General features: G+C 64.5%; 27 protein-coding genes and 2 pseudogenes. 19 read left to right on the top strand and 10 right to left on the bottom strand.

The features are described 5' to 3' along the window. Window positions 1-25 precede the first annotated feature (25 nt). The 5 genes from msrB (at window position 26) to ALC15_RS34015 (ending at window position 6,396) form a co-directional block, all read left to right on the top strand. The gene (gene msrB / locus ALC15_RS34030) at window positions 26-526 is read left to right on the top strand and encodes a peptide-methionine (R)-S-oxide reductase MsrB (protein ID WP_050631066.1); all 501 of its coding nucleotides are present in this window, start codon (window positions 26-28) and stop codon (window positions 524-526) included. A 226-nt stretch (window positions 527-752) separates the two neighbouring features. Further along, complete coding sequence (locus ALC15_RS34025) at window positions 753-2,585, top strand: flagellar hook-basal body complex protein (RefSeq protein ID WP_050631065.1); 1,833 nt, start codon at window positions 753-755, stop codon at window positions 2,583-2,585. Window positions 2,586-2,631: 46 nt separating this feature from the next. After that, on the top strand, window positions 2,632-4,509 hold the full coding sequence (gene flgK, locus ALC15_RS34020; protein ID WP_050631064.1) for a flagellar hook-associated protein FlgK: 1,878 nt from the start codon (window positions 2,632-2,634) through the stop codon (window positions 4,507-4,509). A 7-nt stretch (window positions 4,510-4,516) separates the two neighbouring features. Then, complete coding sequence (locus tag ALC15_RS48005; RefSeq protein WP_430649216.1) at window positions 4,517-4,789, top strand: flagellin family protein; 273 nt, start codon at window positions 4,517-4,519, stop codon at window positions 4,787-4,789. Beyond that, window positions 4,786-6,396, top strand: coding sequence for a flagellar protein (locus ALC15_RS34015; protein WP_430649215.1), 1,611 nt, complete (start codon window positions 4,786-4,788; stop codon window positions 6,394-6,396). The genes ALC15_RS48005 and ALC15_RS34015 overlap by 4 nt, the downstream gene beginning before the upstream one ends. Before the next feature lie 134 nt (window positions 6,397-6,530). Here the strand turns inward: ALC15_RS34015 and flbT are convergent, their stop codons facing one another. Next, complete coding sequence (gene flbT, locus ALC15_RS34010) at window positions 6,531-6,962, bottom strand: flagellar biosynthesis repressor FlbT (protein WP_050631063.1); 432 nt, start codon at window positions 6,960-6,962, stop codon at window positions 6,531-6,533. A 370-nt stretch (window positions 6,963-7,332) separates the two neighbouring features. Here flbT and ALC15_RS34005 point away from each other — a divergent pair, with 370 nt between their 5' ends. From ALC15_RS34005 to ALC15_RS33995, 3 genes are all read left to right on the top strand, one after another. Then, window positions 7,333-8,502, top strand: coding sequence for a flagellin N-terminal helical domain-containing protein (locus tag ALC15_RS34005; protein ID WP_050631088.1), 1,170 nt, complete (start codon window positions 7,333-7,335; stop codon window positions 8,500-8,502). A 207-nt stretch (window positions 8,503-8,709) separates the two neighbouring features. After that, window positions 8,710-9,075: a flagellar biosynthesis regulator FlaF gene (gene flaF / locus ALC15_RS34000; RefSeq protein ID WP_050631062.1), complete on the top strand. Its 366-nt coding sequence runs from the start codon at window positions 8,710-8,712 to the stop codon at window positions 9,073-9,075. 30 nt (window positions 9,076-9,105) lie between these two features. Then, window positions 9,106-9,468: a hypothetical protein gene (locus ALC15_RS33995; RefSeq protein ID WP_050631061.1), complete on the top strand. Its 363-nt coding sequence runs from the start codon at window positions 9,106-9,108 to the stop codon at window positions 9,466-9,468. Between the two features lie 18 nt (window positions 9,469-9,486). Here ALC15_RS33995 and ALC15_RS33990 read toward each other — a convergent pair whose 3' ends face one another. The 4 genes and pseudogenes from ALC15_RS33990 to ALC15_RS33975 form a co-directional block, all read right to left on the bottom strand. Next, entirely contained in the window at window positions 9,487-9,873 is a 387-nt protein-coding gene (locus ALC15_RS33990; RefSeq protein ID WP_050631087.1) for a hypothetical protein, read from the bottom strand. 161 nt (window positions 9,874-10,034) lie between these two features. Then, entirely contained in the window at window positions 10,035-10,535 is a 501-nt protein-coding gene (locus ALC15_RS33985; protein WP_050631060.1) for a hypothetical protein, read from the bottom strand. Between the two features lie 24 nt (window positions 10,536-10,559). Beyond that, window positions 10,560-10,916, bottom strand: coding sequence for a flagellar assembly peptidoglycan hydrolase FlgJ (gene flgJ, locus ALC15_RS33980; RefSeq protein ID WP_094194282.1), 357 nt, complete (start codon window positions 10,914-10,916; stop codon window positions 10,560-10,562). After that, window positions 10,916-12,039 (bottom strand): annotated as a pseudogene (locus ALC15_RS33975) (flagellar basal body P-ring protein FlgI). The gene flgJ and the pseudogene ALC15_RS33975 overlap by 1 nt, the downstream one beginning before the upstream one ends. A 264-nt stretch (window positions 12,040-12,303) precedes the next feature. Here ALC15_RS33975 and ALC15_RS33970 point away from each other — a divergent pair. Continuing rightward, window positions 12,304-12,717, top strand: a complete 414-nt coding sequence (locus ALC15_RS33970) for a flagellar assembly protein FliX (RefSeq protein ID WP_050631085.1) — start codon at window positions 12,304-12,306, stop codon at window positions 12,715-12,717. A 41-nt stretch (window positions 12,718-12,758) separates the two neighbouring features. On the opposite strand, the gene ALC15_RS33965 is transcribed toward ALC15_RS33970, so the two are convergent. Next, window positions 12,759-13,145, bottom strand: a complete 387-nt coding sequence (locus ALC15_RS33965; RefSeq protein WP_050631059.1) for a winged helix-turn-helix transcriptional regulator — start codon at window positions 13,143-13,145, stop codon at window positions 12,759-12,761. Window positions 13,146-13,248: 103 nt separating this feature from the next. On the opposite strand from ALC15_RS33965, the pseudogene ALC15_RS33960 reads away from it, so the two are divergent. The 3 genes and pseudogenes from ALC15_RS33960 (at window position 13,249) to ALC15_RS33950 (ending at window position 15,479) form a co-directional block, all read left to right on the top strand. After that, window positions 13,249-13,858, top strand: a pseudogene (locus tag ALC15_RS33960) (NAD(P)-dependent oxidoreductase). A 210-nt stretch (window positions 13,859-14,068) separates the two neighbouring features. Beyond that, window positions 14,069-14,434 carry an RNA polymerase-binding protein DksA gene (dksA, locus tag ALC15_RS33955; RefSeq protein ID WP_021077973.1) on the top strand — a complete coding sequence of 122 codons (366 nt, stop codon included), beginning with the start codon at window positions 14,069-14,071 and terminating at the stop codon, window positions 14,432-14,434. Window positions 14,435-14,672: 238 nt separating this feature from the next. After that, window positions 14,673-15,479 carry a phytanoyl-CoA dioxygenase family protein gene (locus ALC15_RS33950; protein WP_050631058.1) on the top strand — a complete coding sequence of 269 codons (807 nt, stop codon included), beginning with the start codon at window positions 14,673-14,675 and terminating at the stop codon, window positions 15,477-15,479. Between the two features lie 27 nt (window positions 15,480-15,506). Here ALC15_RS33950 and ALC15_RS33945 read toward each other — a convergent pair whose 3' ends face one another. Next, on the bottom strand, window positions 15,507-15,935 hold the full coding sequence (locus tag ALC15_RS33945; protein WP_094194281.1) for a winged helix-turn-helix transcriptional regulator: 429 nt from the start codon (window positions 15,933-15,935) through the stop codon (window positions 15,507-15,509). Between the two features lie 95 nt (window positions 15,936-16,030). On the opposite strand from ALC15_RS33945, the gene ALC15_RS33940 reads away from it, so the two are divergent. Together ALC15_RS33940 and ALC15_RS33935 are read left to right on the top strand one after the other, a co-directional pair. Next, a complete protein-coding gene (locus ALC15_RS33940) occupies window positions 16,031-17,059 on the top strand; it encodes an SDR family oxidoreductase (RefSeq protein WP_050631057.1) in 1,029 nt (342 codons plus the stop codon). An 87-nt stretch (window positions 17,060-17,146) separates the two neighbouring features. Then, window positions 17,147-17,932 carry a 2-keto-4-pentenoate hydratase gene (locus tag ALC15_RS33935; protein ID WP_050631056.1) on the top strand — a complete coding sequence of 262 codons (786 nt, stop codon included), beginning with the start codon at window positions 17,147-17,149 and terminating at the stop codon, window positions 17,930-17,932. A gap of 234 nt (window positions 17,933-18,166) precedes the next feature. Here the strand turns inward: ALC15_RS33935 and ALC15_RS33930 are convergent, their stop codons facing one another. Beyond that, entirely contained in the window at window positions 18,167-18,526 is a 360-nt protein-coding gene (locus ALC15_RS33930) for a ClpXP protease specificity-enhancing factor SspB (protein ID WP_050631055.1), read from the bottom strand. A gap of 96 nt (window positions 18,527-18,622) precedes the next feature. After that, entirely contained in the window at window positions 18,623-19,375 is a 753-nt protein-coding gene (locus tag ALC15_RS33925; protein WP_050631054.1) for a carbonic anhydrase, read from the bottom strand. A gap of 544 nt (window positions 19,376-19,919) precedes the next feature. Here ALC15_RS33925 and ALC15_RS33920 point away from each other — a divergent pair. From ALC15_RS33920 to ALC15_RS33900, 5 genes are all read left to right on the top strand, one after another. Continuing rightward, a complete protein-coding gene (locus ALC15_RS33920) occupies window positions 19,920-20,243 on the top strand; it encodes an ArsR/SmtB family transcription factor (protein WP_050631053.1) in 324 nt (107 codons plus the stop codon). Then, a complete protein-coding gene (locus ALC15_RS33915) occupies window positions 20,240-20,671 on the top strand; it encodes an SRPBCC family protein (protein ID WP_050631052.1) in 432 nt (143 codons plus the stop codon). Before ALC15_RS33920 ends, ALC15_RS33915 begins: the two co-directional genes overlap by 4 nt. Window positions 20,672-20,789: 118 nt before the next feature. Further along, the gene (locus tag ALC15_RS33910) at window positions 20,790-21,023 is read left to right on the top strand and encodes a hypothetical protein (RefSeq protein ID WP_050631051.1); all 234 of its coding nucleotides are present in this window, start codon (window positions 20,790-20,792) and stop codon (window positions 21,021-21,023) included. A gap of 34 nt (window positions 21,024-21,057) precedes the next feature. Continuing rightward, window positions 21,058-21,486: a DUF1801 domain-containing protein gene (locus tag ALC15_RS33905; RefSeq protein ID WP_050631050.1), complete on the top strand. Its 429-nt coding sequence runs from the start codon at window positions 21,058-21,060 to the stop codon at window positions 21,484-21,486. A gap of 97 nt (window positions 21,487-21,583) precedes the next feature. After that, entirely contained in the window at window positions 21,584-22,027 is a 444-nt protein-coding gene (locus ALC15_RS33900; RefSeq protein WP_244486372.1) for a GNAT family N-acetyltransferase, read from the top strand. A gap of 352 nt (window positions 22,028-22,379) precedes the next feature. Here the strand turns inward: ALC15_RS33900 and ALC15_RS43665 are convergent, their stop codons facing one another. Next, window positions 22,380-22,694 carry a hypothetical protein gene (locus tag ALC15_RS43665; protein WP_128089657.1) on the bottom strand — a complete coding sequence of 105 codons (315 nt, stop codon included), beginning with the start codon at window positions 22,692-22,694 and terminating at the stop codon, window positions 22,380-22,382. Between the last annotated feature and the right edge of the window lie 3 nt (window positions 22,695-22,697).

The following is a 22,697-nucleotide window of genomic DNA, read 5'->3' as shown; positions in this document are numbered from 1 at the left end:
TGGCCGTCCGCATCGGAGATGATTGATGATCGATCGCCGTATCCTGCTTGCTTCCGTCGCCAGCCTGCTGAGCTTCGCCGCGTTCCGCTGGCTGCGCACCTCGCCGGCGCAGGCCGCCGAGAAATTCGAGATCGAGAAGACCGACGCCGAATGGAAGGCGCAGCTAACCCCGCAGCAATACGAGATCCTGCGCAACCAGGGCACCGAGCGGCCGGGATCGAGCCCGCTGCTCAAGGAGCACCGCAAGGGCACCTTCGCCTGCGCCGGCTGCGACCTGCCGCTGTTCTCGTCCGAGACCAAGTATGAGAGCGGCACCGGCTGGCCGAGCTTCTGGAAGCCGCTGGACAAAGCGGTCGGCACCACGTCGGACCGCACCTTCGGCATGCTGCGCACCGAGGTGCATTGCCGCCGCTGCGGCGGCCATCTCGGCCATGTCTTCGACGACGGCCCGAAACCGACCGGCCTGCGCTACTGCATGGATGGTTTTGCGCTGGTGTTTCACCCGGCGGCTCCGTCGGCAACCTGACGGCGCCCATAACGCCTCGGGCGAAGGAGCGCAGTTCAGAATTGCGCTCGGTCCCCGGCAATTGTTGCCTGCCCGGCAATTGTGCCCCGGTTAAACGACCGGGGCTTTTTTTTCAAGCGCATGATTTTGTTACGATTCGTTTCCTGGCACGACCTTTGCGACATGCTCCGCCGATGCGGCCATCTGCTGATTGCCAGCCGCCGGGAATCGAATTGGAGAACATGTCATGGGTATCTTCGGCGCACTTACGACGGCGGTCGGTGGCTTGCGCGCAGGGTCGTACGCGCTGGAGAACATCTCCGGCAACATCGCCAACTCGCAGACCACGGCCTTCAAGCGCATCGATACCTCTTTCCTCGACCTCGTCCCGCAGACCGCGCTGACCGCGCAGCTCGCCGGCGGCGTCACCGCGCAGTCGCGTTCGACCAACTCGGTGCAGGGCGACGTGCAGTCGGCGTCGGTCGCGACCTTCATGGCGATCAACGGCAACGGCTTCTTTGCGGTGCAAAAGCCCGGCAGCTTCACCGACGGCTCGCCGGTGTTCGACGGCGTCGACCGCTACACCCGCCGCGGCGATTTCCAGCTCAACAAGGACGGCTATCTGGTCAACGGCGCCGGCTATTATCTCGAGGGCGTGCCGATCGACCCGACCACCGGCAACCCGTCGGGCTCCTCGCCGCAGGTGCTGCGGTTCAAGAACGACTTCCTGCCGGCGCAGCAGACCACCAAGATCGACTATCGCGCCAACCTCGCGTCCTATCCCCTGACCACTGCGCACGACACCTCGGTTCCCGGCTCGGAGCTGATCCGGCCGGGTGCGTTCAGCGCCGGACATAACCCGCTGGTGCTGGGCACGCCGGCCGCGCCGTATACCGATTCCTCCGTCACCGGCACCGCGCAGAACAACAAGGCGACCCCCTCGGTGGCCAACACCGCCGCGACCTTGCTGTCGGGCGCAGCAGGCAGCGACTCGATCAATACCAACTTCAGCGCCGGCTCTGCCGGTCCGCCCGTCGTGCCGGCCGATACGATCACGGTGAACGGCACCGTCATCACCTTCGTGGCTTCGGGCGCGACCGGCAATCAACTCAACGTCACCGACAGCATCGGAACGCTGCTCGCCAAGATCGACGCGATCACCGGTACCGCAACGCCATCGACGATCAGCGGCGGCAAGATCACCCTGCATTCAGGCACCGCGGCTGACCTCAACGTGACGAGCTCGAACTCGACTGCCTTCGCGGCGCTCGGCTTCACCGGCTCGGCGGTCGCGACCCGCGGCGGCGGCGGCACGGTCGGCACCGGCCAGGTGGTCGGCAACGATAACTCGACCTTCCTGAACGAATCCGTCTCGGGCGGCGCCGTCACGGCCTACGACGTCTCGGGTGCGCCGGTGAACCTGCAATTCCGCTGGGCCAAGACCGACAGCTCGTCGCTCGGCTCCGGACACACCGACACCTGGAACCTGTTCTATCAGGTCAATCCGAATGCGACCGGTACGCAGGTTTCCTGGCAGAACGCCAACGTCAACTTCACCTTCGCGTCGAACGGCCAGATGTCGCCGGCGATCTCGTCGGTGACGCTCAACAACGCCGTCGTCAACGGCGTGTCGCTCGGCAACCCCGTGATCAATTTCGGCTCCGGCGGCGTGACCCAGTTCGCGGACGCCAACGGCAACGTCCAGGTCAACCAGATCCAGCAGGACGGCTTCCCCGCCGGCCAGCTGCAATCGGTCAGCGTATCGACCAACGGCCGCATCGTCGGCAACTACACCAACGGCCGCAACATCGACCTCGCGGAAATCTCGGTGGCGACCTTCAACGGCACCAATTTCCTCAAGCGCATCGACGGCGGTGCGTTCGAGGCGACCGACGAGTCCGGCGCGGCGCTGTTCGGCAAGGCCGGCACCATCGTCGGTTCGTCGCTCGAGAGCTCGAACACCGATATTGCCGACGAGTTCACCAAGCTGATCGTGACCCAGCAGGCCTATTCGGCCAACACCAAGGTGATCACGACGACCAATTCGATGGTGCAGGACCTCTTGAACGTCGTGCGCTGATCGCATCGATGATGCACGTGTGAAGCAGTAAAGGCGAGTACACAACATGGGTTTGAGCCAAGCCCTTTCCACCGCGATGTCGGGCCTGCGTGCCACGCAGGCCTCGCTCTCGCTCGTGTCGTCGAACGTCGCCAACGCCGAAACGCCCGGCTACGTCAGGAAGACGCTGAACCAGGATACCGGCACCACCGGCCAGTTCGGCTCGAGCGTCCTGATCACCGGCGTCAACCGCCAGCTCGACGAATTCCTGCAGACCCAGCTTCGCACCGAGACGTCGGGTGCCGCCTACGCCGACGTCCGCTCCGAATTCCTGGCCAATCTGCAGGGCGTCTACGGCAATCCCGACTCCACCGGCACGATCGAGGACGCCTACAACAAGTTCCTGACCGCGCTGCAGGGGCTGTCGACCAGCCCGGACTCGCAGTCGGCCCGCATCGGCGTGGTCAATGCCGCGCAATCCATGGCGCAGCAGCTCAATGCGACCTCGCAGGGGATCCAGACGCTGCGCGCCAATGCCGAGGCCGGCATCAGCGACTCGGTCAACACCGCCAACAATGCGATGCAGCAGATCGCGCGCCTCAATGTCCAGCTCGCGGCCAATGCCGGCACGACCGATGCGTCGACCGCGGCATTGCTCGACCAGCGCGACCGCTACGTCACGCAACTCTCGCAGCTGATGGACATCCGCACTGTCACCAACAGCCAGAACCAGGTGACGGTGTTTACCAATTCCGGCGTGCAGCTGGTGGGCACCGAAGCGGCGACACTCAGCTTCAACGCCCAGGGCACGATGACGCCCAATACGCAGTACAATTCCGACCCGACCAAGAGCACGGTCGGCACCATCACCATCACGTTCCCGCATGGCGGCACCTACGACATGGTGTCGACCAACTCGATCCGGTCCGGCAAGATCGCCGCCTATCTCGAGCTGCGCGACAAGACGCTGGTGCAGGCCCAGACGCAGATCGACCAGTTCGCCGCCGCGATGTCGAGCGCAGCGTCGGACAAGACCACGGCGGGCACCGCGGCGACCGCGGGGGCACAGTCCGGCTTTGACCTCGATCTCTCGGGGCTGCAGAGCGGCAACACCATCCACGTCTCCTACAAGGACAACACCACCGGCCTCACGCACAATCTGTCGATCGTCCGCGTCGACGACCCGAGCGTGCTGCCGCTGAGCAATACCGCGACCGTCGATCCGAACGACGAGGTGCTGGGGGTGGATTTCTCCGGCGGCATGAGTTCGGTGCTGTCGCAGCTCAACGGCGCGCTCGGCGGAACGGGATTGCAGTTCTCCAATCCGTCCGGGTCGACGCTGCGGGTGCTCGACGACGGCGCCGCCAACAAAGCCGACGTGACCGCGGCCTCGGTCACGACAACCGTCTCGTCGCTGACCTCGGGCGATCCCCAGCTTCCGCTGTTCACCGACAATGGCGGGCTCTACACCGGCGCGATCACCGCGAACGGCTCGCAGTCGACCGGCCTTGCCGCACGCATCAGCGTCAACACCGCCCTGGTCGGCGATCCCTCGCGCATGGTCGTGTACGCGACTAACCCGCAGACGCCGGCCGGCGACACCACGCGCGCCAACCTCATTCTGAACCAGCTGTCGAACGCGTCGTACAGCTATTCGCCGCAGACCGGCCTTGGCACCACGGGCGCGCCGTTCACCGGCACGCTGCTGAACTTTGCCAAGCAGTTCATCAGCCAGCAGGGCGAGTCGGCGACCGCGGCCAAGCAATTGGCCGACGGTCAGGACGTCGTCCTGAATACGCTGCAAACCAAGATGGACTCGACCTCCGGCGTCAACATGGACGAGGAGATGGCGCATCTGCTCTCGCTCCAGAACGCCTATTCGGCCAATGCGCGCGTGATGTCGTCGATCAAGCAGATGTACGACGCGCTGCTGCAGCTCACGTGAGGGTAACATGTCGATCGACGGCGTAAGCGGCAGAACTTCCTATATCGGCACCACGATCCTCAACCTGCGCAGTCAGCTCAACGACCTGACGACGCAGCTTGCGACCGGCAAGGTGTCGACGACCTATGCGGGGCAGGGGCTCGATCGCGGCTTTGCGCTCAGCCTGCGTGCGCAGATCAGCAGCATCAACGCGTTCTCCGATACGGCGACCAACCTCAACACGCGGCTCGGTGTCGCCAATCTGACCCTGCAGGGGCTGTCCGACGTCGCACCCAGGTGAAGAACGCCTCGACGACCGCGACGTTGACGCTCAACGACAGCGGCCAGACCTCGGGCCAGATCACGGCGCAGGCCGCCTTCGCCAACGCGGTCGCGATGCTCAACACCCAGTCGGGCGATCGTTACTTGTTCTCCGGCCGTGCCATGGATACGCCGGCGACGGTGTCCGCCGACACGATGTTGAAGGGCACCGCAACCCAGGCCGGCCTGACCCAGCTCATCAACGAGCGCAAGCAGGCCGATCAGGGCGCCAACCTGATGGGACGCCTGAGCGTCTCGTCGCCGCCGGCGACCACCACGGTGACCAGTGTCGCCGAGGACGGCTCGCCGTTCGGCCTGAAGCTGCTGTCGGTACAATCGTCGTTGACCGGCGCCACCGTGACGCAGCCGGCCGGCACGCCGAAGTCCACCTCGGTCGATCTCGGCGCCGTCAATCCGAAGGACGGCGACAAGATCAAGTTCAACTTCACGCTGCCCGACGGCACCACCGATTCGATCGAGCTCACGGCGACGACGACGAATCCGCCGCCGGCCGGATCTTTCCTGATCGGCGCCGACACCACGGCGACGACGGCGAACCTGCAGTCGACGCTGACCTCGTCGATCAAGACCTTGAGCGACACGTCGCTCGTCGCTGCCTCCGCGGTCGCGGCGTCGAACAACTTCTTCAATCCGGTCGCGACGGTCTCGGGCGCCGCCGTCAACAACCAGAACACGCCGCCGGCGCCGATCACGGGTGCCACGGCGCTTTCGGGGGCGGCGGGTACCGACTCGCTATCCACGAGCTTTGCGGCCGGCGACACCATCACGGTGAACGGGACCCTGATCACCTTCGTCGCCTCGGGCGCGACCGGCAATCAGGTCAACATCACCGACAGCGTGCAGACGCTGATGGCCAAGATCGACCAGATCAGCGGCACCAAGAACCCGTCGACCATCAGCAATGGTGTGATCACCCTGCATGGCGCCGATGGACAAAGCCTCTCGATCTCGAGCTCCAACACGGCGGCACTCGGCGCGCTCGGCATCGCCAACAACACGACCGCGGCGCCTGCGCCGCTCAGGGTCGGGGGACCGCCGTTCGACACGGCGACCAGCCTGGTCACGGGCACTCCCGCCAACACCGTGTACTGGTACACCGGCGAAAGCGGCCCGGGCTCGGCGCGCGGCACCGCCGTCGCGCAGGTCGATCAGTCGATCACCGTGCAGTATGGCGCGCGCGCCAACGAGCAGGCGTTCCGCTATCTGTTGCAGAATGTCGCGGTCTATGCGGCGGTCACCACCAACGCCAGCAATCCGAATGCAAGCGCGCAGGTGACGGCGCTGGCGCAGCGCGTCAGCGGCAACCTCGCGCCGCAGAACGGCCAGCAGCAGATCCAGGACGTGCAGGCCGAGTTCGCCGGCGCGCAGACGGCAACCAAGGCGGCCACCGATCGCCAGACCCAGGTCAAGAGCATGGCGGAAACGATGCTGGACTCGGTCGAGGGCGTCAATCAGGACGAGGTCGCGACCAAGATCCTGGCGTTGCAGACCAGCCTGCAGGCGTCGTACCAGACCACGTCGATGCTGTATCAGACCACGCTGTTGAAATATCTGCCGATCAGCTGATTGCCCGCCGCCCATCTCCAGCCAGCAAAAAGGCCTCCTCGCGGAGGCCTTTTTCGTTCAGGCAAGAGGCCAGAGCGTTTTCAGGCGAAGTGGACGCCGGTTCGCGTAAAGACGACACGTCAAGACGCGAAGCTCTACGCGCTCTTGCGGGTATCGTCCTGATTGGGCTTTTGCGGACCGCGCACGCTCTCCAGCAGCTTCTCTTCGTGCGCGATCAGCTTCTTGGATTCCTTCAACGCGTGATAGAGGTCGCCGTTGAGGATGAAGTTGTTGACGCTTTCGATGAACGGCCAGGCGCTCGGCATCGCGGTGATGATGTCGCGCACCAGGCTGAAATAGGTCGGGTGGTGCGCCATCGGGTCCGGCGACAGATACATCAGCTGGACGGCGAGATAGATCAGCTTCGCCGGCGTGTCCGCGGTCTCCGGCGTCAGGATATCCTTCTCGCGCAGGATCGGGATGCGGTCGCCGTCGATCAGGAGGCGGGCGCGCTGATCGGTGTTGGTGATCACGCAATTGCCGACGATGATGCGCTCGTTCGGTTTGAGTTCGACCTTCAGGGCCATGACCGTTCTCCTTTGCCGGGCAGTCGCGCGATGTCGTCGCTTGCGGAACGCAGTTGTGCTCGGCACTGCTTAGCAGCCACCGTCGCGGCTCGGGGCCGATGCGTCAGCGATCCTTTCCCATGATGGTTAACGCTTGGTGAATGACGGGCCGGCGCAGGCGTCGTGGTTCAGCCGGAATCGGCAATCGTCTCAGTAGTTTTCACGGCGAACTTCGCCCAATAGCGACAATTTTATTCTTCGGCATTTGATTGAAATGCCGCGCTGGAGATTTCTTTTTCCTTGGCGGCTCGACCCGCAGGATCGGCCATCCGCCCGATCAGAAAGGATTGGCGCGGTTCTTTCCTCAGTTTCACACCAGAAAGGTATGAAAATGTCCGATATCATTCTCTCGTCCTCCGTTCGCCAGAACCTCCTCTCCCTCCAGTCCACCGCCGATCTGCTCTCCACCACGCAGAACCGCCTTGCCACCGGCAAGAAGGTCAACACGGCGCTCGACAACCCGACCAACTTCTTCACCGCCCAGTCGCTCGACAACCGCGCCAGCGACATCAACAACCTGCTCGACGGCATCGGCAACGGTGTGCAGGTGCTGCAGGCTGCCAACACCGGCATCACCTCGCTGCAGAAGCTGGTCGATACCGCGAAGTCGATTGCCAACCAGGTGCTGCAGAGCCCGACGGGCTACACCACCCGCTCGCAGGTCACCTCGACCGCAGCGCTCGGCGGTACGGCGGCCAACCTGGTCGACGGCACCACGATCAAGAGCGGCGACGTGCTGGCGATCGCGGCCTCGGCCGGTCAGCCCGCCTTCACCTTCACCTTCGGAGCCAACTCGTCGCTGGCGCAGTTGAACACGGCGCTGTCGGCCAGCAACCTGACGGCGAGCCTCGACAGCTCCAATAAGCTCGTCATCACCACGACCAATGACGCGGCGTCCGCGACGATCGGTGCGGTGACCTTCACCAACACCGGCGGCGGCACCGCGACGTTCAGCGCGGCCGGCACGGCTCCGGTTGCCGACTCCGCCTCGCAGTCGGCGCGCGCGGCCCTGGTGCAGCAGTACAACAACACCATCTCGCAGATCACGACGACGGCGCAGGATGCCTCGTTCAACGGCATCAACCTGTTGAACGGCGACAGCCTGAAGCTGACCTTCAACGAGACCGGCAAGTCCACGCTCAGCATCACCGGCGTCACCTTCAACGCCACCGGCCTCGGCCTGAAGTCGCTGACGGCGGGCACCGACTTCCTCGACAACAACTCGGCGAACAGCGTCATCTCGTCGCTGGGCACGGCGAGCTCCGCGTTGCGCAGCGAAGCCTCGACGCTGGGTTCGAACCTCTCGATCGTGCAGATCCGTCAGGACTTCTCGAAAAACCTGATCAACGTGCTGCAGACCGGTTCGTCCAACCTGACGCTGGCCGACACCAACGAGGAAGCGGCCAACAGCCAGGCGCTGTCGACCCGCCAGTCGATCGCCGTCTCGGCGCTCGCGCTCGCCAACCAGAGCCAGCAGAGCGTGCTGCAGCTGCTGCGCTGAGCGCACCAAAACCTGGTTCAGGAACGGCGGGGGCAACCCCGCCGTTTCTCGTTTGTCTCCGGGATATTACGGTATCTGTCCATGCCGTAAGAACGGCGCATTTCGTAACGCCTGCTAACCATATTTAAAGGCGCCGGATGCATAAATATCGGGCGCTAGAATTGCGTCTCCGCGGCTCGAGAAATCCGCATCCCATCGAGGTCATTAATGTCGAATGCAGCCCAGGCCTACGCTCGTACCTCAACGACGACGGCGTCCCCCCGTGAAATCGAAGCGCAGGCGCTCCTGAAGGCCGCGCGGCAGCTGCAGGAAGTCCAGGCGAACTGGAACGGCCTCGACAAGGCGCTCGATCACGCTTTGCTGTTCAATCGCCGGTTGTGGTCGATCTTCCTCAGCGCGGCGGAAGGCAACGATAATCCGCAGCCGCTCGAGGTGCGTCAGAACATCGCCAACATCAGCGTGTTCGTGATGAAGCAGACCATCGACATCCAGATGAATCCGGACCCGGCGAAGCTGAAGTCGCTGATCGACATCAACTGCAACATCGCCGCCGGCCTCGCGGGCCGCGGCTGATCGACACCGTCCGCAGCGGAGCTCTCGACTATGGCCGATGTGTTGAGCATCCTGTCCGCCAACTACAAGACCGTCGGGCTGACCGTTCCGTCGAACACGCCCTATGTGGCGGTCGATCCGAAGCTCTATCAGGGCAGCTGGAGCGGCAAGTACGCCAACAACAAGTCGTTCAACATCTCGGTGTCGAACGTCGAGGGCTTCCGCGCCAAGGTCCACTATCAGAGCGACGGCACCAACAAGTATCAGGACGTCCTGATCAAGGACGGCGCGTTCCGGATCGGCGATACCAAGTTCTCGCTGGTGCAGCAGGGGATGGCGCTGATCGCCAATGTCGTCACCGATCCGGCCACCGGATCGACCTATCTCGACAAGGCCTACGCTACACAGAAGTGAGGCACCGCTCGCCTGCGTCTATGCGTGGCGGTCGGTGGCGCGCGCCCGCGTCGGCGCGTCCTTGCTGAGATCGAGCGCGTGGAAATAGGCGCGGCGGCGCAAGACGGCTTCTTCCGGAAATTGCCTCACCACCAGGTTGGTGCGATTGTCGACCACCTGGTAGACCACGGCGCGTGCGTCGCGATCGATGATGACCTGGTCGGTCACCGCTGGGGCCTGGTTTGAAATTGACGCGTTGACGGCGTTCGGGTCGATCGTGACGCGCACGCTCGGCTCCGGAGCGGTGACGCTCTGGCTCGTCGGCAATTCGGTCTTCACCGCCTTCTGCGCCGTATCGCTCACGGGAGTGATGATCGGCGCTGCGACCGGTGCCCCCACCGGCTTGATGTTGAAATCTGTACTCATGACAGCCTCGTAGTGCACAGGCACTAGTTTGCTTGAGTCAAATCCCAACCCCTCACGATCCGCAACTCTACGGGGAACCTCTCAATAGGGTGTTAGGGAACACGCTGAACGGCGTGCTGCCAGGGCCGCGTCGAATTGAATTAAATTGTTGGCCGTGCGCGTCAGAGCGTGCGGCTGACGGCGATCGGCGTCATGTTGCGCGGACCCGGCGCGGCGCGCTGTCCGTTCGCGGTGTAGGTGTTCGGGATATTGCGGCGCTGCACCTCGGCATTGACGCCGCGCACGATGCCTTCGGAGACGGCGTGCGCGGTCGCAAGCACCGTCAGGTTGACCTGCAGCATCGCGCGGAACGTCTCGTGATGACGCCGCAGCGTTGCGAGCAGTTCGGGGTCGGTCTGCGACAGCATCTTCTGCATCGATTTCAGATGCTCGACCGCGAGCATGTAGCGCCGCGACAGCTCCGACTTCTGCGCCTCGAGCCGCATGCCCTCGCGGATCTTGCCGGCACGGACGAACTCGGTCTCCTGCTCGACGACGACGAGCAGCGCGCTCATCACCTCGGTCAGCTCGTTGGCAAGACGCGCGACGTCGGGAGGCGTCGACGTCGCACTTCGCGCGGCGGGGGCGGAGGCTGGCCGCGGCTGCTGTGGACGCTGGTTCATCGCGCTGCTCCTTAGAAAACAGAACTAGCTCTTGTTCGCCTGCTGCAGGATCAGCGAGCGGAACACTTCGTTGGAAATGCCGACGCCGCCTGACTTGGCGAAGTTCTTCGAATACTCGTCGGTCAGCATCGAGCGCCACGGCCCGGTGCCGACCGTGTCGCCGTAGGGGCCTTCGCCCTTCAGGCCGGTCGTCATCTGCGAGAACATCGTGTTGAGGAACATCGATTCGAAGTCGGTCGCGGTGGCCTTCGCCTTGGTGATCTGCTGCGGCGTGACCTTCTTCATCGCGTCCTGCAGCACGGGATCGGGGCGGCCGTTGAACATCGGCATCAGCGCCTTGTTCGGCATGCTGCCGGTGGTGCTGTTGATCAGGCTCGCCATCACATCACCTCGATGTCGGCTTCGATCGCGCCGGCGGCCTTGATCGCCTGCAGGATGCTGATGAGGTCGCGCGGCCCGATGCCGAGGCCGTTGAGGCCGTCGACGAGCTGTTGCAGCGAGACGCCGTCCTTGACCACCGCGAACTTCTTGCCGTCCTCGCTGACCTGCACATTGCTGCGCGGCGTCACCACGGTGCGGCCGCGCGACAGCGGATTGGGCTGGCTGACCTGCGGGGTTTCCGAGATCGTGACGGTGAGATTGCCCTGCGCCACTGCGACGGTGGCGACGCGGACGTCGCGGCCCATCACGATGATGCCGGAGCGTTCGTCGATCACGATCCGCGCGGCGAGGTCGGGATCGACCTGCAACTGTTCGATCTCGGTCAGGAAGGCGACCACGTTGCCCTTGAACTCTGGCGGGATCGAGAGCTGCACCGTCGAGGGATCGAGCGGCTCGGCGGTCTTGACGCCGAGATAGTCGTTGACCGCGGCGGCGATCCGCTTGGCGGTGGTGAAGTCGGCGTTGCGCAGTGCGAGCCGCACATTGGGCAGGCGGTTGAGCGCGAACTCGATCTCGCGCTCGATGATGGCGCCGTTGGCGATGCGGCCGACCGTCGGCACGCCGCGCACGACCTTGGCGGCCTCGCCCTCGGCGTTGAAGCCGGAGATCGCCAGCGTGCCCTGCGCCACGGCGTAAACATTGCCGTCGCGCCGAGTAGGGGGGTGACGAGCAGGGTGCCGCCGCGCAGGTCCTTGGCGTCGCCGAGCGCCGAGACGGTGACGTCCATGCGCGTGCCCTGGGTGCCGAACGGCGGCAGGTTGCCGGTGACCATCACGGCGGCGACGTTGCCGGTACGGATGGTGGCGCCGCGGATGTTGACACCCATGCGCTCGAGCATCGCCTGCAGCGATTGCTTGGTGAAGGGGATGTTGTTGAGCGTGTCGCCGGTGCCATTGAGGCCAACCACGAGGCCGTAGCCGATCAGCTGGTTCTGCCGCACGCCCTCGATGTTGGCGAGATCTTTGATCCGCGAGGTCGCGGCCGCGGGCATGGCGGAAGCCGCTAGCGCCAGCAGCGCGGCGCAGGCCAACCCGAATAAGCTTACGATGCGGATGCCGGGCATCCTGATGCTCCCCTCAAACTCACTGGCGGATCACGCGACACTCCCATGACGGCGATCCGCCATTAACCATGCGATCTGCGTGCCACTTCGTTTTGTTGGGGCAATGTATTGATATATTTATCGAAATTGTCTGGCTCCCGTTTGGCTGCGGTTGGCCAGGGAGCGCGAAACTGCCGTGCGGCGGCAGAAATTGCCGGGTCGTTTACGCATCGTTAACCATAAAACGGCGATGCTCGCGGCATTCAGGCCTGCGGGATCATGGCGATGCGCATCTACGGACCGAACGGCACCACGCTTGGCACGTCCACCAGCGCCACGCGGCGCACCTCGTCGAGCGGCTTCTCGCTGCCGGATGCAACGAGCGCGCAGGAGGAGGTTCGCTCCACCTCAGCACCAAAGGCCGCCGCCAGCCTCGATGCGCTTCTCGCGCTGCAGGGCGTCGAGGACCCGACCGAACGCCGCAAGCGCTCGGTGGCCCGCGGCAAGGGCGCTCTCGACGTGCTCGACGCGCTCAAGCTCGGACTGCTGTCCGGCAATTTCGATTCCTCGACCGTGAACCGGCTGCGCGATGCCGCGGCGAGCCTCAAGGAATCCTCCGGCGATCCCGGCCTCGATGCCGTGCTCGGTGAGATCGAGCTGCGCGTCGAAGTCGAGCTCGCCAAGGCCGGGCAATACTAGGCGCCTCTTGATCGCCTGACCTGTTTCACGCCGCCATCGCCTCAGGCCGCCAGTGCCTTGCGCTGCTGATCGTAGCGGCGTTGCGCAGCCAGCACCTCCTTCAGATTCTGCTCGGCCCAGTCACGCAGCGGATCGACCGCCTCGGCGAGTGTCGATCCGAGCGGCGTGATCGAATACTCGACGGTGACGGGAACGGTTGCGATCGCGCGGCGGCGCAGCAGCCCGTCACGCTCCAGGCTCTTCAGCACCTGCGACAGCATCTTCTGCGAAATGCCCTCAATGGCGCGGCGAAGCTGGTTGAAGCGCATCGGCTCGCTGCGCAGCAGCAGCAGGATCAGCACCGCCCATTTGTCGCCGACCCGGTCGAGGATCTGCCGCGTCGGGCAATTGGCGGCATAGGCGTCCGGCTTCAGGCTCGAGGCTTTCATCGGGTTACTCCGGCGTAATCAGGTGAGACAAGAGTGTCTTCTTCACACCTACATCCATTTCGCTATCTAGTCACCATCGGAAACTACCAATCGGAGACTTGAGATGAAGATCGCCATCGCCGGCGCATCCGGCCAGGCCGGCTCGCGCATCACGGCGGAACTGGCCCGCCGCGGCCATGCCGTCACCGCCATCGCCCGCAATCCGGAGAAGATCGCGACCCTGCCGGGCGTGACCGCCAGGAAGGGGGACGTGAACGACCAGGCGGGCCTCGCAGCGCTGTGGGCCGGGCACGATGCCGCGATCAGTTCCGTCCATTTCTCGGTCAGCGACCCCCTCACGCTGATCGGGGCAGCCAAGCTCCGGGGTCGGCCGCTATCTCGTGGTCGGCGGCGCCGGCAGCCTCGAAGTGGCCCCCGGCGTCCGCCTGGTGACCACCCCGAACTTCCCGCCCCAGTACAAGGCCGAAGCCTCGAAGGGGGCCGAATTCCTTGACCTGCTGCGCCGCGAAAGCGACCTGAACTGGACCTTTTTGTCTCCCTCGGCGCTGTTCGTGGCGGGTGAGCGGACCGGCAAGTTCCGGCTCGGGACCGACCAGCTTCTGACCGCCGCCGACGGCAAAAGCTCGATCTCGTTCGAGGATTTCGCAGTTGCACTCGCCGACGAAATCGAGCGTCCGGCCCATCTGCGGCAGCGTTTCACGGTCGGCTATTGAGGGGGCGGGGCGGCCCCCAGGCAGGGCGGATAAGTTTGCCTGTGCAAGGCCTTGGGGGCGGCCCTCCTTTCGCGGTGGCAGATATTGTCTGTCACATGACGTGGCTATATAAGGCGCCGCGCGGAGGGGTCCTGTTCCCTCCGCCTCACAGGGACATGGCTGCCTTTGGAAAAGCTGAAGAACTACCGGCCGACTGAAAAAGAGCCTTTCATGAATGAGCGGCAGCGCGACTATTTCCGCGCCAAGCTGCTGGCCTGGAAGGATGAGATCCTCCGCGAATCGAAGGTCACGCTGCAGACGTTGCAGGAAGAGAACGTCAATCACCCCGACCTCGCGGACCGAGCTTCCTCGGAAACCGACCGCGCGATCGAACTCCGTGCCCGCGACCGTCAGCGCAAGCTGATCTCGAAGATCGACGCGGCGCTCCAGCGCATCGAAGACAACACCTACGGCTATTGCGAGGAGACCGGTGACCCGATCTCGCTGAAGCGGCTCGAAGCCCGCCCGATCGCAACGCTGTCGGTGGAGGCGCAGGAACGCCACGAGAAGCGCGAGAAGGTCTATCGCGACGAATAGTGGCGGCTGGCCACTCCTGATTGATTCCGGCGCGCACCGGTCGTAGGTTCGCGCCGCCATGATGACACGTACTCTCAACATCGCATCGGTCTTCTTCCTGGACTGATCCCGTTTCCGACAGGAAACGCTGATCGTTCCCCGCGAGCATGGGCTCGTGGGAGTCCAGTGATCCGAATGGGCCGGCCAGGTTCCGCGCAGCGCGGACCATCGATGGCTGGCGACAGTTTGAGAGACAATCATGATTCACCCCGACGACGCGCGTGCGCTGAGCGACGCGCAAATCGCGCAATTCATCGAACAGGGCTTTGTCAGGATCGACAACGCCTTCCCCCGCGAACTCGCCTATGCTGGCCGCGCCATCATGTGGCGGGATCTTCCGTGCAGCGAGCACGATCCATCGACATGGACGCGCCCGGTGGTGCGGCTGCCCGGCTACGGCGAGGAACCGTTCCGGCAGGCGATCAACACGCCGGTGCTGCATCGCGCATTCGACCAGATCGCCGGTTCCGGCCGTTGGTCTCCGCGCCACAACATCGGGACCTTTCCGGTGCGCTTCCCGCATCCGGATGATCCCGGCGACGCCGGCTGGCATGTCGATGTCAGCTTTCCCGGCGAGGACTGCGATCCGGACGAGCGGAGCGACTTCTCCACCTGGCGGGTCAACGTCAACTCGCGCGGCCGCGCGCTGTTGATGCTGTTCCTGTTCTCCGATGTCGGCGAGGACGATGCGCCGACCCGGATCAGGGTCGGCTCGCATCTGCCGATGGCGCGCTACCTCGCGCCGGCCGGAGAGGCCGGACGTGCGCGGATGAACCTCGAGCACATGGGCGCCGACTGCGAGCTTGCGCTGGCGACCGGCGAGGCGGGCACGGTCTATCTGTGCCATCCGTTCCTGGTGCATGCCGCGCAGAAGCACCGGGGCAAGCGGCCGCGCTTCATGGCTCAGCCGGCGCTCGGTTCCGGCGAGCCTTACCGGCTCGCGCGTCAGGACGGTGCGTACTCTCCAGTCGAGATCGCGATCCGGCAGGCGCTTGGTATGCGGTGACCCGTCGATCTAAAGGCGAGGCGACATTCAGGCCAGCCCGGCTTCGAGTGCCGCCTCGCTTGCCGCGGTGCTGCGGCGCGGACCGTAAGTCTTCGACCACGCCAGCAATTCGCGGAAAGCCGGCGTCAGGCCCCAGGCCGAATCCGTCAGCTCGTATTCGACCTGCAGCGGCTTCTCGGCCAGCACCTTGCGCGCCACCAGCCCGTCGCGCTCGAGCTCGCGCAGTTGCGCAGTGAGCATATGCTGGGTGATCGGCACCAGCGCGCGACGTAGCGCGCCGAACCGCACGCCGCCGTGCATCAGCGTGAACAGGATCTCGAGCTTCCACTTGCCGCTGAGCGCGTGGATCGCCTGCTTGGAGTCGATCAGCAAAGTCGGGTCGGTGGGGCAGCGGTCGCAGTCACCGCCGTCACACACATCACTGGTATTGTTTTCCATACCGGTCTCGATTTTCATTCTACTTGCTCGAGCAGAGATAGTGACCAGATGCGGCCTGTGCAGGGTGGGCATTGCGATGTCCGACCCCGACGAACCATCGAAAGGGCGAGGACATGAGCACGGTGTTGGTCACGGGCGGAACGGGTTTCATCGGCGTGCATACCATTCTGCAACTGCTGGCCGATGGGCATGCGGTACGCACCACGGTGCGCAATCCGGACCGTAGCAAGGACGTGATCGCGATGCTGCGCGAAGGCGGCGCTGATACGGCCGACCAGATCGGCTTCGTGACCGCGGACCTGACGCGCGATGACGGCTGGCGCGAGGCGGCCAGCGGATGCGATTACGTGCTGCATGTTGCATCGCCGCTCGGCTCCCATGTGCCGGACGACGAGAACGAGCTGATCGTTCCGGCGCGGGAAGGCACGCTGCGGGTGTTGCGCGCGGCGCGCGAGGCCGGCGTCAAACGCGTCGTCGTGACGTCGTCGTTTGCGGCGATCGGCTATGGCCATCCGCCGCAAGCCAAGCCGTTCGACGAAACCGTCTGGACCAATCTCAAGGGCCCCGACGTGCAGGCCTATCCGAAGTCCAAGACACTGGCCGAGCGCGCCGCCTGGGATTTCGTCGCGCGCGAGGGCAATGGCCTCGAGCTTGCCGTGGTCAATCCGACCGCCGTGTTCGGCCCGGCGCTCGGTCCCGATTTCTCCGAGTCGATCGGCATCATCAAGTCGCTGCTCGACGGCGCGATGCCGGCGGTGCCGCGGATCCATTTCGGTCTCGTCGACGTCCGCGATGTTGCCGACCTGCACCTGCGCGCCATGACTTCGCCGAGGGCCAAGGGGGAGCGGTTCCTCGCGGTCGCCGGCGAGACCATGTCGGTGCTGCAGGTGGCCCGCCTGCTGCGCAGGAAGCTCGGCGGCAAGGCGCGGCGCGTGCCCCGGTTCCAGGCGCCGGACTGGATGATGCGGCTCGCCGCACGGCGCAATCCGCTGGCGCGCGCCGCCCTGCCGCTGCTCGGCAAGGTGCGCCGCTCGACGAGCTCCAAGGCGCAGAACCTGCTCGGCTGGAAGCCGCGCGGCAATGAGGAGATGATCCTCGCGACCGCCGAAAGCCTGATCAGGCTCGGCCTGGTCAAAACCTGACGGCCCCTTCCGTCCGGCACGCTTGCCAGACACGTCGGCGAGTGCTGAATTGCCGTGAGCAGACACAGCATCAGGGAGGCTGCGCAGATGGATCGGGTCCTCGCGGCCGCAAAGGCGATTGCCAGCGCGCGTCGCAGCCGCGCGCCGCTCAAGGCGCTTCCGAAAGACGTCGTGCCGCTCGACGAGGCCGAAGGCTACCAGGTGCAGTACGCGCTGCATGATCTGCTGCAGCCGCAGGTCGGCAGCCTCGTCGGCTACAAGATCGGCTGCACCAGCGCGGTGATGCAGGAGTACATCAACATCCCGCACCCCTGCGGCGGTGGCGTGTTCGAGAAGCTCGTGCATGACAGTGGCGTGCGGCTGCCGGCGGCCGACTTCGTCCATGTCGGCGTCGAATGCGAGATCGCGGTGAAGCTGGCGCGTAATCTGGCTGCGAGCGAAGCGCCATTCACCGCCGAATGGGTCGCGGAGGCGATCGAGGCCTACTATCCCGCGATCGAGATCGTCGACGACCGTTATGTCAAATGGGAGACGCTCGGCGCGCCGACATTGATCGCCGACGATTTCTTCGCCGCCGGCTGTGTGCTCGGCGAGGCCGTGCCGCGCATCACTGCGCCCGATCTGCGCGACGTCGTGGGACGCGCGATGGTCAATGGCAAGGAGGAGGGACGCGGCACCGGCGCCGACGTGCTCGGCCATCCGCACAACGCGCTCGCCTGGCTTGCCAATCATCTCGCCGCCGAGGGCCGTGGCCTGCATGCCGGCCAGATCGTCATGACCGGCAGCCTGGTCAAGACGGTGTGGCTTAAGCCGGGCGACGTGGTCGTGATGGAGCTCGACGGGCTCGGCAAGGTGGAAGCGACGTTCACCTGATGTGAAGTTGGGTTGGCGGGCTCGTCTCCAAATAAAGATGGCGTCGCTGCCTAGTGCGCAATTGCGCACCGGAGCAGGGACCCATACGCCGCGGCCGTTGTCGTGAACGGGGCTCGTCGTTCCGGCGATGCGCAACAATCAGCATTCGTGGTTATGGGTCCCTGCTTTCGCAGTGACGACGCTGAGTGCTCGGAGCGATCTTGCATGCCTTCCGCGTCGGGGTGCCACTGTTTCCTACATTTGATCGTTCGTGCACATCAGAACCTTGCCGTCCCACAGGCTCCTGACGGCGTCGAACGGCACGGCCAGCCTGGCATATTTTCGATTGAACCAGACGCCGACCTCGAAGCCGTCATCGCTCACCACGAGGCGATCGAATTCGTGTTGCAGGATGATCGTGATCTCCTCCGGATATTTCTCGACCACGGCGGCGGGCAGCCTTACGCCGTCGGCCCGGGTTGCGAAGGTGATGTTGACCGGCCGGTCCTCCGCGGCGCGGCGGAGCAACGCGGTCATTTCGATCCGCTTCTGCGTGGTATTGCAGGGCTCGACGGCGGCGCGCGCCGGCAACGAAGCAACCAGCAGGAGCAGCACTCCAGCTATCCATTCGCTCCCGCGCCACATCCGCCTTCTCCATGTCGCTCGCGCGACGTCGTTCTTGGCTTCTGTGGTCGCAGGCCGCGCCGAGGTTCAAGTCGCCGGCCGCTTGCCGTCCGCGACCAGCTCGACCTTGCCGTCGGTCAGCCGGTAGACCGCGCCGACAATCCTGAGCTTGCCCTGATCGACCGCGGCGTTGAGGATCGGCGTCGCCGTCTTGAGCTTGGCGACATTGTCGATGACGTTCTGCCTGATGGCGTTGGCGAGGTGGTCGCCCGGCTTGCCCTCGGTTGCCTTCACCGCCGGCGCGATCGCAGTGACCAGCGAGGGCAGGTGGCCGGGCAGGGTGGTGTTGTCCTTCAGCGACTTGATCGCGGCGTCGACTGCCCCGCAGCTGTCATGGCCGAGTACCATGAACAGCGGCACGCCGAGCACCGACGACGCATATTCGAGGCTCGCGACCATCTCGTCGCTGGCGAAATTGCCGGCGACACGGCAGACGAACAGATCGCCGCGGCCGGTGTCGAAGGCGTACTCCGGCGCGATGCGGGAATCCGCGCAACTCAGGATGCCGGCGAACGGATTCTGTCCGCCGGCCAGCGCCTCGCGCTCGTGCTTGAAATCATGCCGCCGCGAAATGCCTTCGACATAGCGGAGATTGCCCTTCACCAGCCGGTCGAGCGCGGCGTCCGGCGGCAGCACGTTCTGCGGCTTCGGCGGCGGTTTTGTCTCCTTGGCGGCGACAGGGGCAGCGAATGCGAGACTGGCGGCGGTGCACGCCGCGGCAGCGAGGAAGGATCGTCGGGAGGTCTGGCCGGAAGGTGTGACGTCGCAGAGCTCGCACATCAAGGTTCTCCGTGAACAGGGACCGCATCCGCGCGATATTTGTAGGGTAAGCGCAACTTCTTCGCAACGACGTGCATGCGCATGCTTGCGGTCGCCACCGCCACAACGGTCGTCCCTGCCTGGTGCGCAATTGCGCACGGAAGCAGGGACCCATAGCCACTGCAGTTGCTGATAGGCGGGAATGGGGCCTCAGCGTCGCCCAACAATCATCGCTCGGGGTAATGAGTCCTGGCTTATGCCAGGATGACGATGTGGATGGTTCAACAACCGGTGTCGTCACCCGCGCATGCGCTTGCAGGTGATCCGGTATTCCGGAGGCCGAAGTGCTTTCGCCCTCCGCTCACGGAGTCCCCATCGTTCGCGCCGTGAGCCAGCGGACAAATCGGCTTCAGTGAATAACTCATGGGTTATGAAAAAGCCGGCGTTTGGGATCAGGACTGAGCCGTTCAACACCGGGCGATCCATCATAACCGAATTCCCGCTTGACTAATTCATAGCTGGCTAGTTATATGTAGATCTATAACCAACGGGTTATTGATTGCAAATGCTAGACGCTCACGACGTGCTGTTTCGAACCCTCGCAGACCCGACCCGCCGGGCGATCTTCGAGCGCCTGTGCCGCGAGGGCGAGCAGACCGTCAGCGCGCTGACGGCGCGGGCGCGGATTTCCCAGCCGGCGGTGTCGAAGCATCTCGGCGTGCTGAAGCAGGCCGGCCTGGTGCGCGATCGCCATGAAGGCAGGCAGACGCATTACAGCGCGCAACTCGGTGCGCTGGCGCCGCTGATCGACTGGACCAGCCAGATGGCCGGTTTCTGGCAGAACCGGTTCGACCACCTCGAAGATCTCCTCAAAAGGATGGACCAATGAACAACACCACCCGTGAGATGCGCTCGGCGATCGTCGAGCGCGAATTTTCTCATCCGCCGGAAAAGCTCTGGCGCGCGCTGACCCAACCGCATTTGATGGAGGAGTGGCTGATGAAGAACGACTTCAAGCCCGAGGTCGGGCACAGCTTCAATCTGCGCGGCGAGTGGGGCGGCGTGCTGGACTGCAAGGTGCTCGCCATCGAGCCGCACAAGACGCTGTCCTACACCTGGAATTTCGCGCATGAGGATGCCGCCTATAATCTCGAGAGCGTGGTGGTGTTCACGCTGACGCCGACGGCACGCGGCACCCGTCTGCGCGTCGAGCAGTCCGGCTTCCAGCCGCATCAGAAGCAGGCCTATGGCGGCGCCCATGCCGGGTGGAAGCAGTTTTTCGAGAAGCTCGATCAGCTGCTGGTACGCGAAGGCTGATCGTTTCTCGCGTCATTGCAAGCGAAGCAATCCATCTCTGTACCGCACGACGGATTGCTTCGTCGCTATCGCTCCTCGCAATGACGACCGCACACGGACACACACAACAGGAGATCACATGAACTGGAACAACTGGATCAGGCAATCGCACCGCTGGCTCTCGATCGTCTTCACGGTCGCCGTCATCGTCAACATCGTCGCGATGGTCGCGGAGCAGCAGGCGACCTGGATCGGCCTGCTGGCGCTGTTCCCGCTGATCCTCATGCTGCTCAGCGGCCTGTACCTGTTCGCGTTGCCCTATCTGGCGCCACGACGCCGGTTCGGGGGATCGACCCCGGCATCGCAAGTATGATTGATTGGGGCAGGCGAGGAGGCGTGAGGCAACGATGACGGCATCGGAACGGATCGACCAGATGATCGAGGATCTCACCGACTGGCGCGGCAAGACCCTTGCCAGCCTGCGCAAGAGCATCCTCGCCGCCGACCCCGGCATCATCGAGGAATGGAAGTGGATGGGCAGCCCGGTGTGGTCGCGCGACGGCATCATCGCGGTCGGTAACGCGCACAAGGGCAAGGTGAAGCTGACCTTCATGTATGGCGCGCAGCTTCCGGATCCCGACAAGCTGTTCAACACCGGCTTCGAGGGCAATGTGCGGCGCGCGATCGACCTGTTCGAGGGCGACAAGATCAACGCCGCTGCATTGAAGGCCCTGATCCGTGCTGCGATCGAGCTCAACCAGGCCAAGTCGAAGAAGCCAGCGAAGAAGTCGGCGAAGAAAGCCGTGCGCACTCGCGCAGCCGCGAAGAAGGCATGAACTGCGCCTGCATGCGGCCGGTTGATCCGGTCTGTCCAAAATGATCAGAACCCGGCTCGCCATACCGTCGGACGCCGACGCGATCTCGGCGCTGCTGATGGCCAATTCCGGCGATCGCGGCGGGATGCTGCTCGGGCAATGGCCGCGCGAGGCGATCGCCGCGCGCATGGCACGCGGGCAATCGATCGTGGTCGCGACCGGCGAGGCCGGCCGGCTGCTCGGCGCGCTGCTGACCTCGGCGAAGGGATTCGACGACGCGCCGTCGGTGCAGGCCATGCTGAAGGCCTGGCCAGGGAGTCCCGATGCGTATGTGTACGGCCCGGTGTGCGTCGCCCAGGACGCGCGCGGTCTGGGTGTCCTCGACGCGCTGTACGCGATGCTTCAGACGCTATTTCCCGGCCGCGAAGCAATCCTCTTCATCAGGGAAGAAAATCCGCGCTCGCTGAAAGCCCATCTGCGGCTCGGCATGCGCGAGGTCGCGCGATACGATTTCGGCGGCACGGTTTTCATTGTCCTGAGCGACGGGGCCGAGCTCGGGTGATAGCCGGATGATTGCAAGGGAGCTTGGTTCCGCGCGCGGGAACCCGAGCCCCAAGATCGGCAACAATCAGAAACAAAGTTTTTACCATCGGATACGAATGCCGGGCGACCTGCCACAGGTTGTACTGTCTTACCGACACAATTGAAAGGACGGCTGCTAAACCTGTGGCTGTGGAATGAGCGGGTCTCGTGTCGAGGCGCCCGCTGGAATGGCAGTCGCAATGTTCAGTCAGTTGGTCGGTCCGTCACGGATCGCTTCGTCGGCGGACACCGAAGTCGCACCGCAGGCCTCCCCGAGAACAGCAGCTAGCGCACCTCGAACACCGCAACCTCATCAGCGGGTCGAGCGCGGTTCATGGCTGATCGGCATCGCGGCGAGCGGTTTCGCCGGCTTCCTGCTCTGGAAATTCCAGATCGACGTCGAGCCGGAAAGCCTGGCGCTGTTTTCGGGCCTGATGGGCTTTCTGCTTGCCGTCGATATCGTCTATGGCAGATGGCGGTCCGCACCGGTTCTGTCCAACCTGGCCGCAGCCGTTGCCGTGTTCTTCTGGTCGGCTGCGGCGGCCGCAACGATCAGCCTCGTCGGCCTCAGATACAAATTTCCCCTGATCGACGACAGTCTCGCCGAGGCCGATCGTCTCATCGGAATCGATTTGCTCGTCGATCATCCC

The sequence above is a fragment of the Bradyrhizobium viridifuturi genome (genome assembly GCF_001238275.1).
Classification (GTDB): Bacteria; Pseudomonadota; Alphaproteobacteria; order Rhizobiales; family Xanthobacteraceae; genus Bradyrhizobium; species Bradyrhizobium viridifuturi.
The sequence above is the reverse complement of the archived record's forward strand: the minus strand, read 5'-3'. Positions and strand labels throughout refer to the sequence as shown.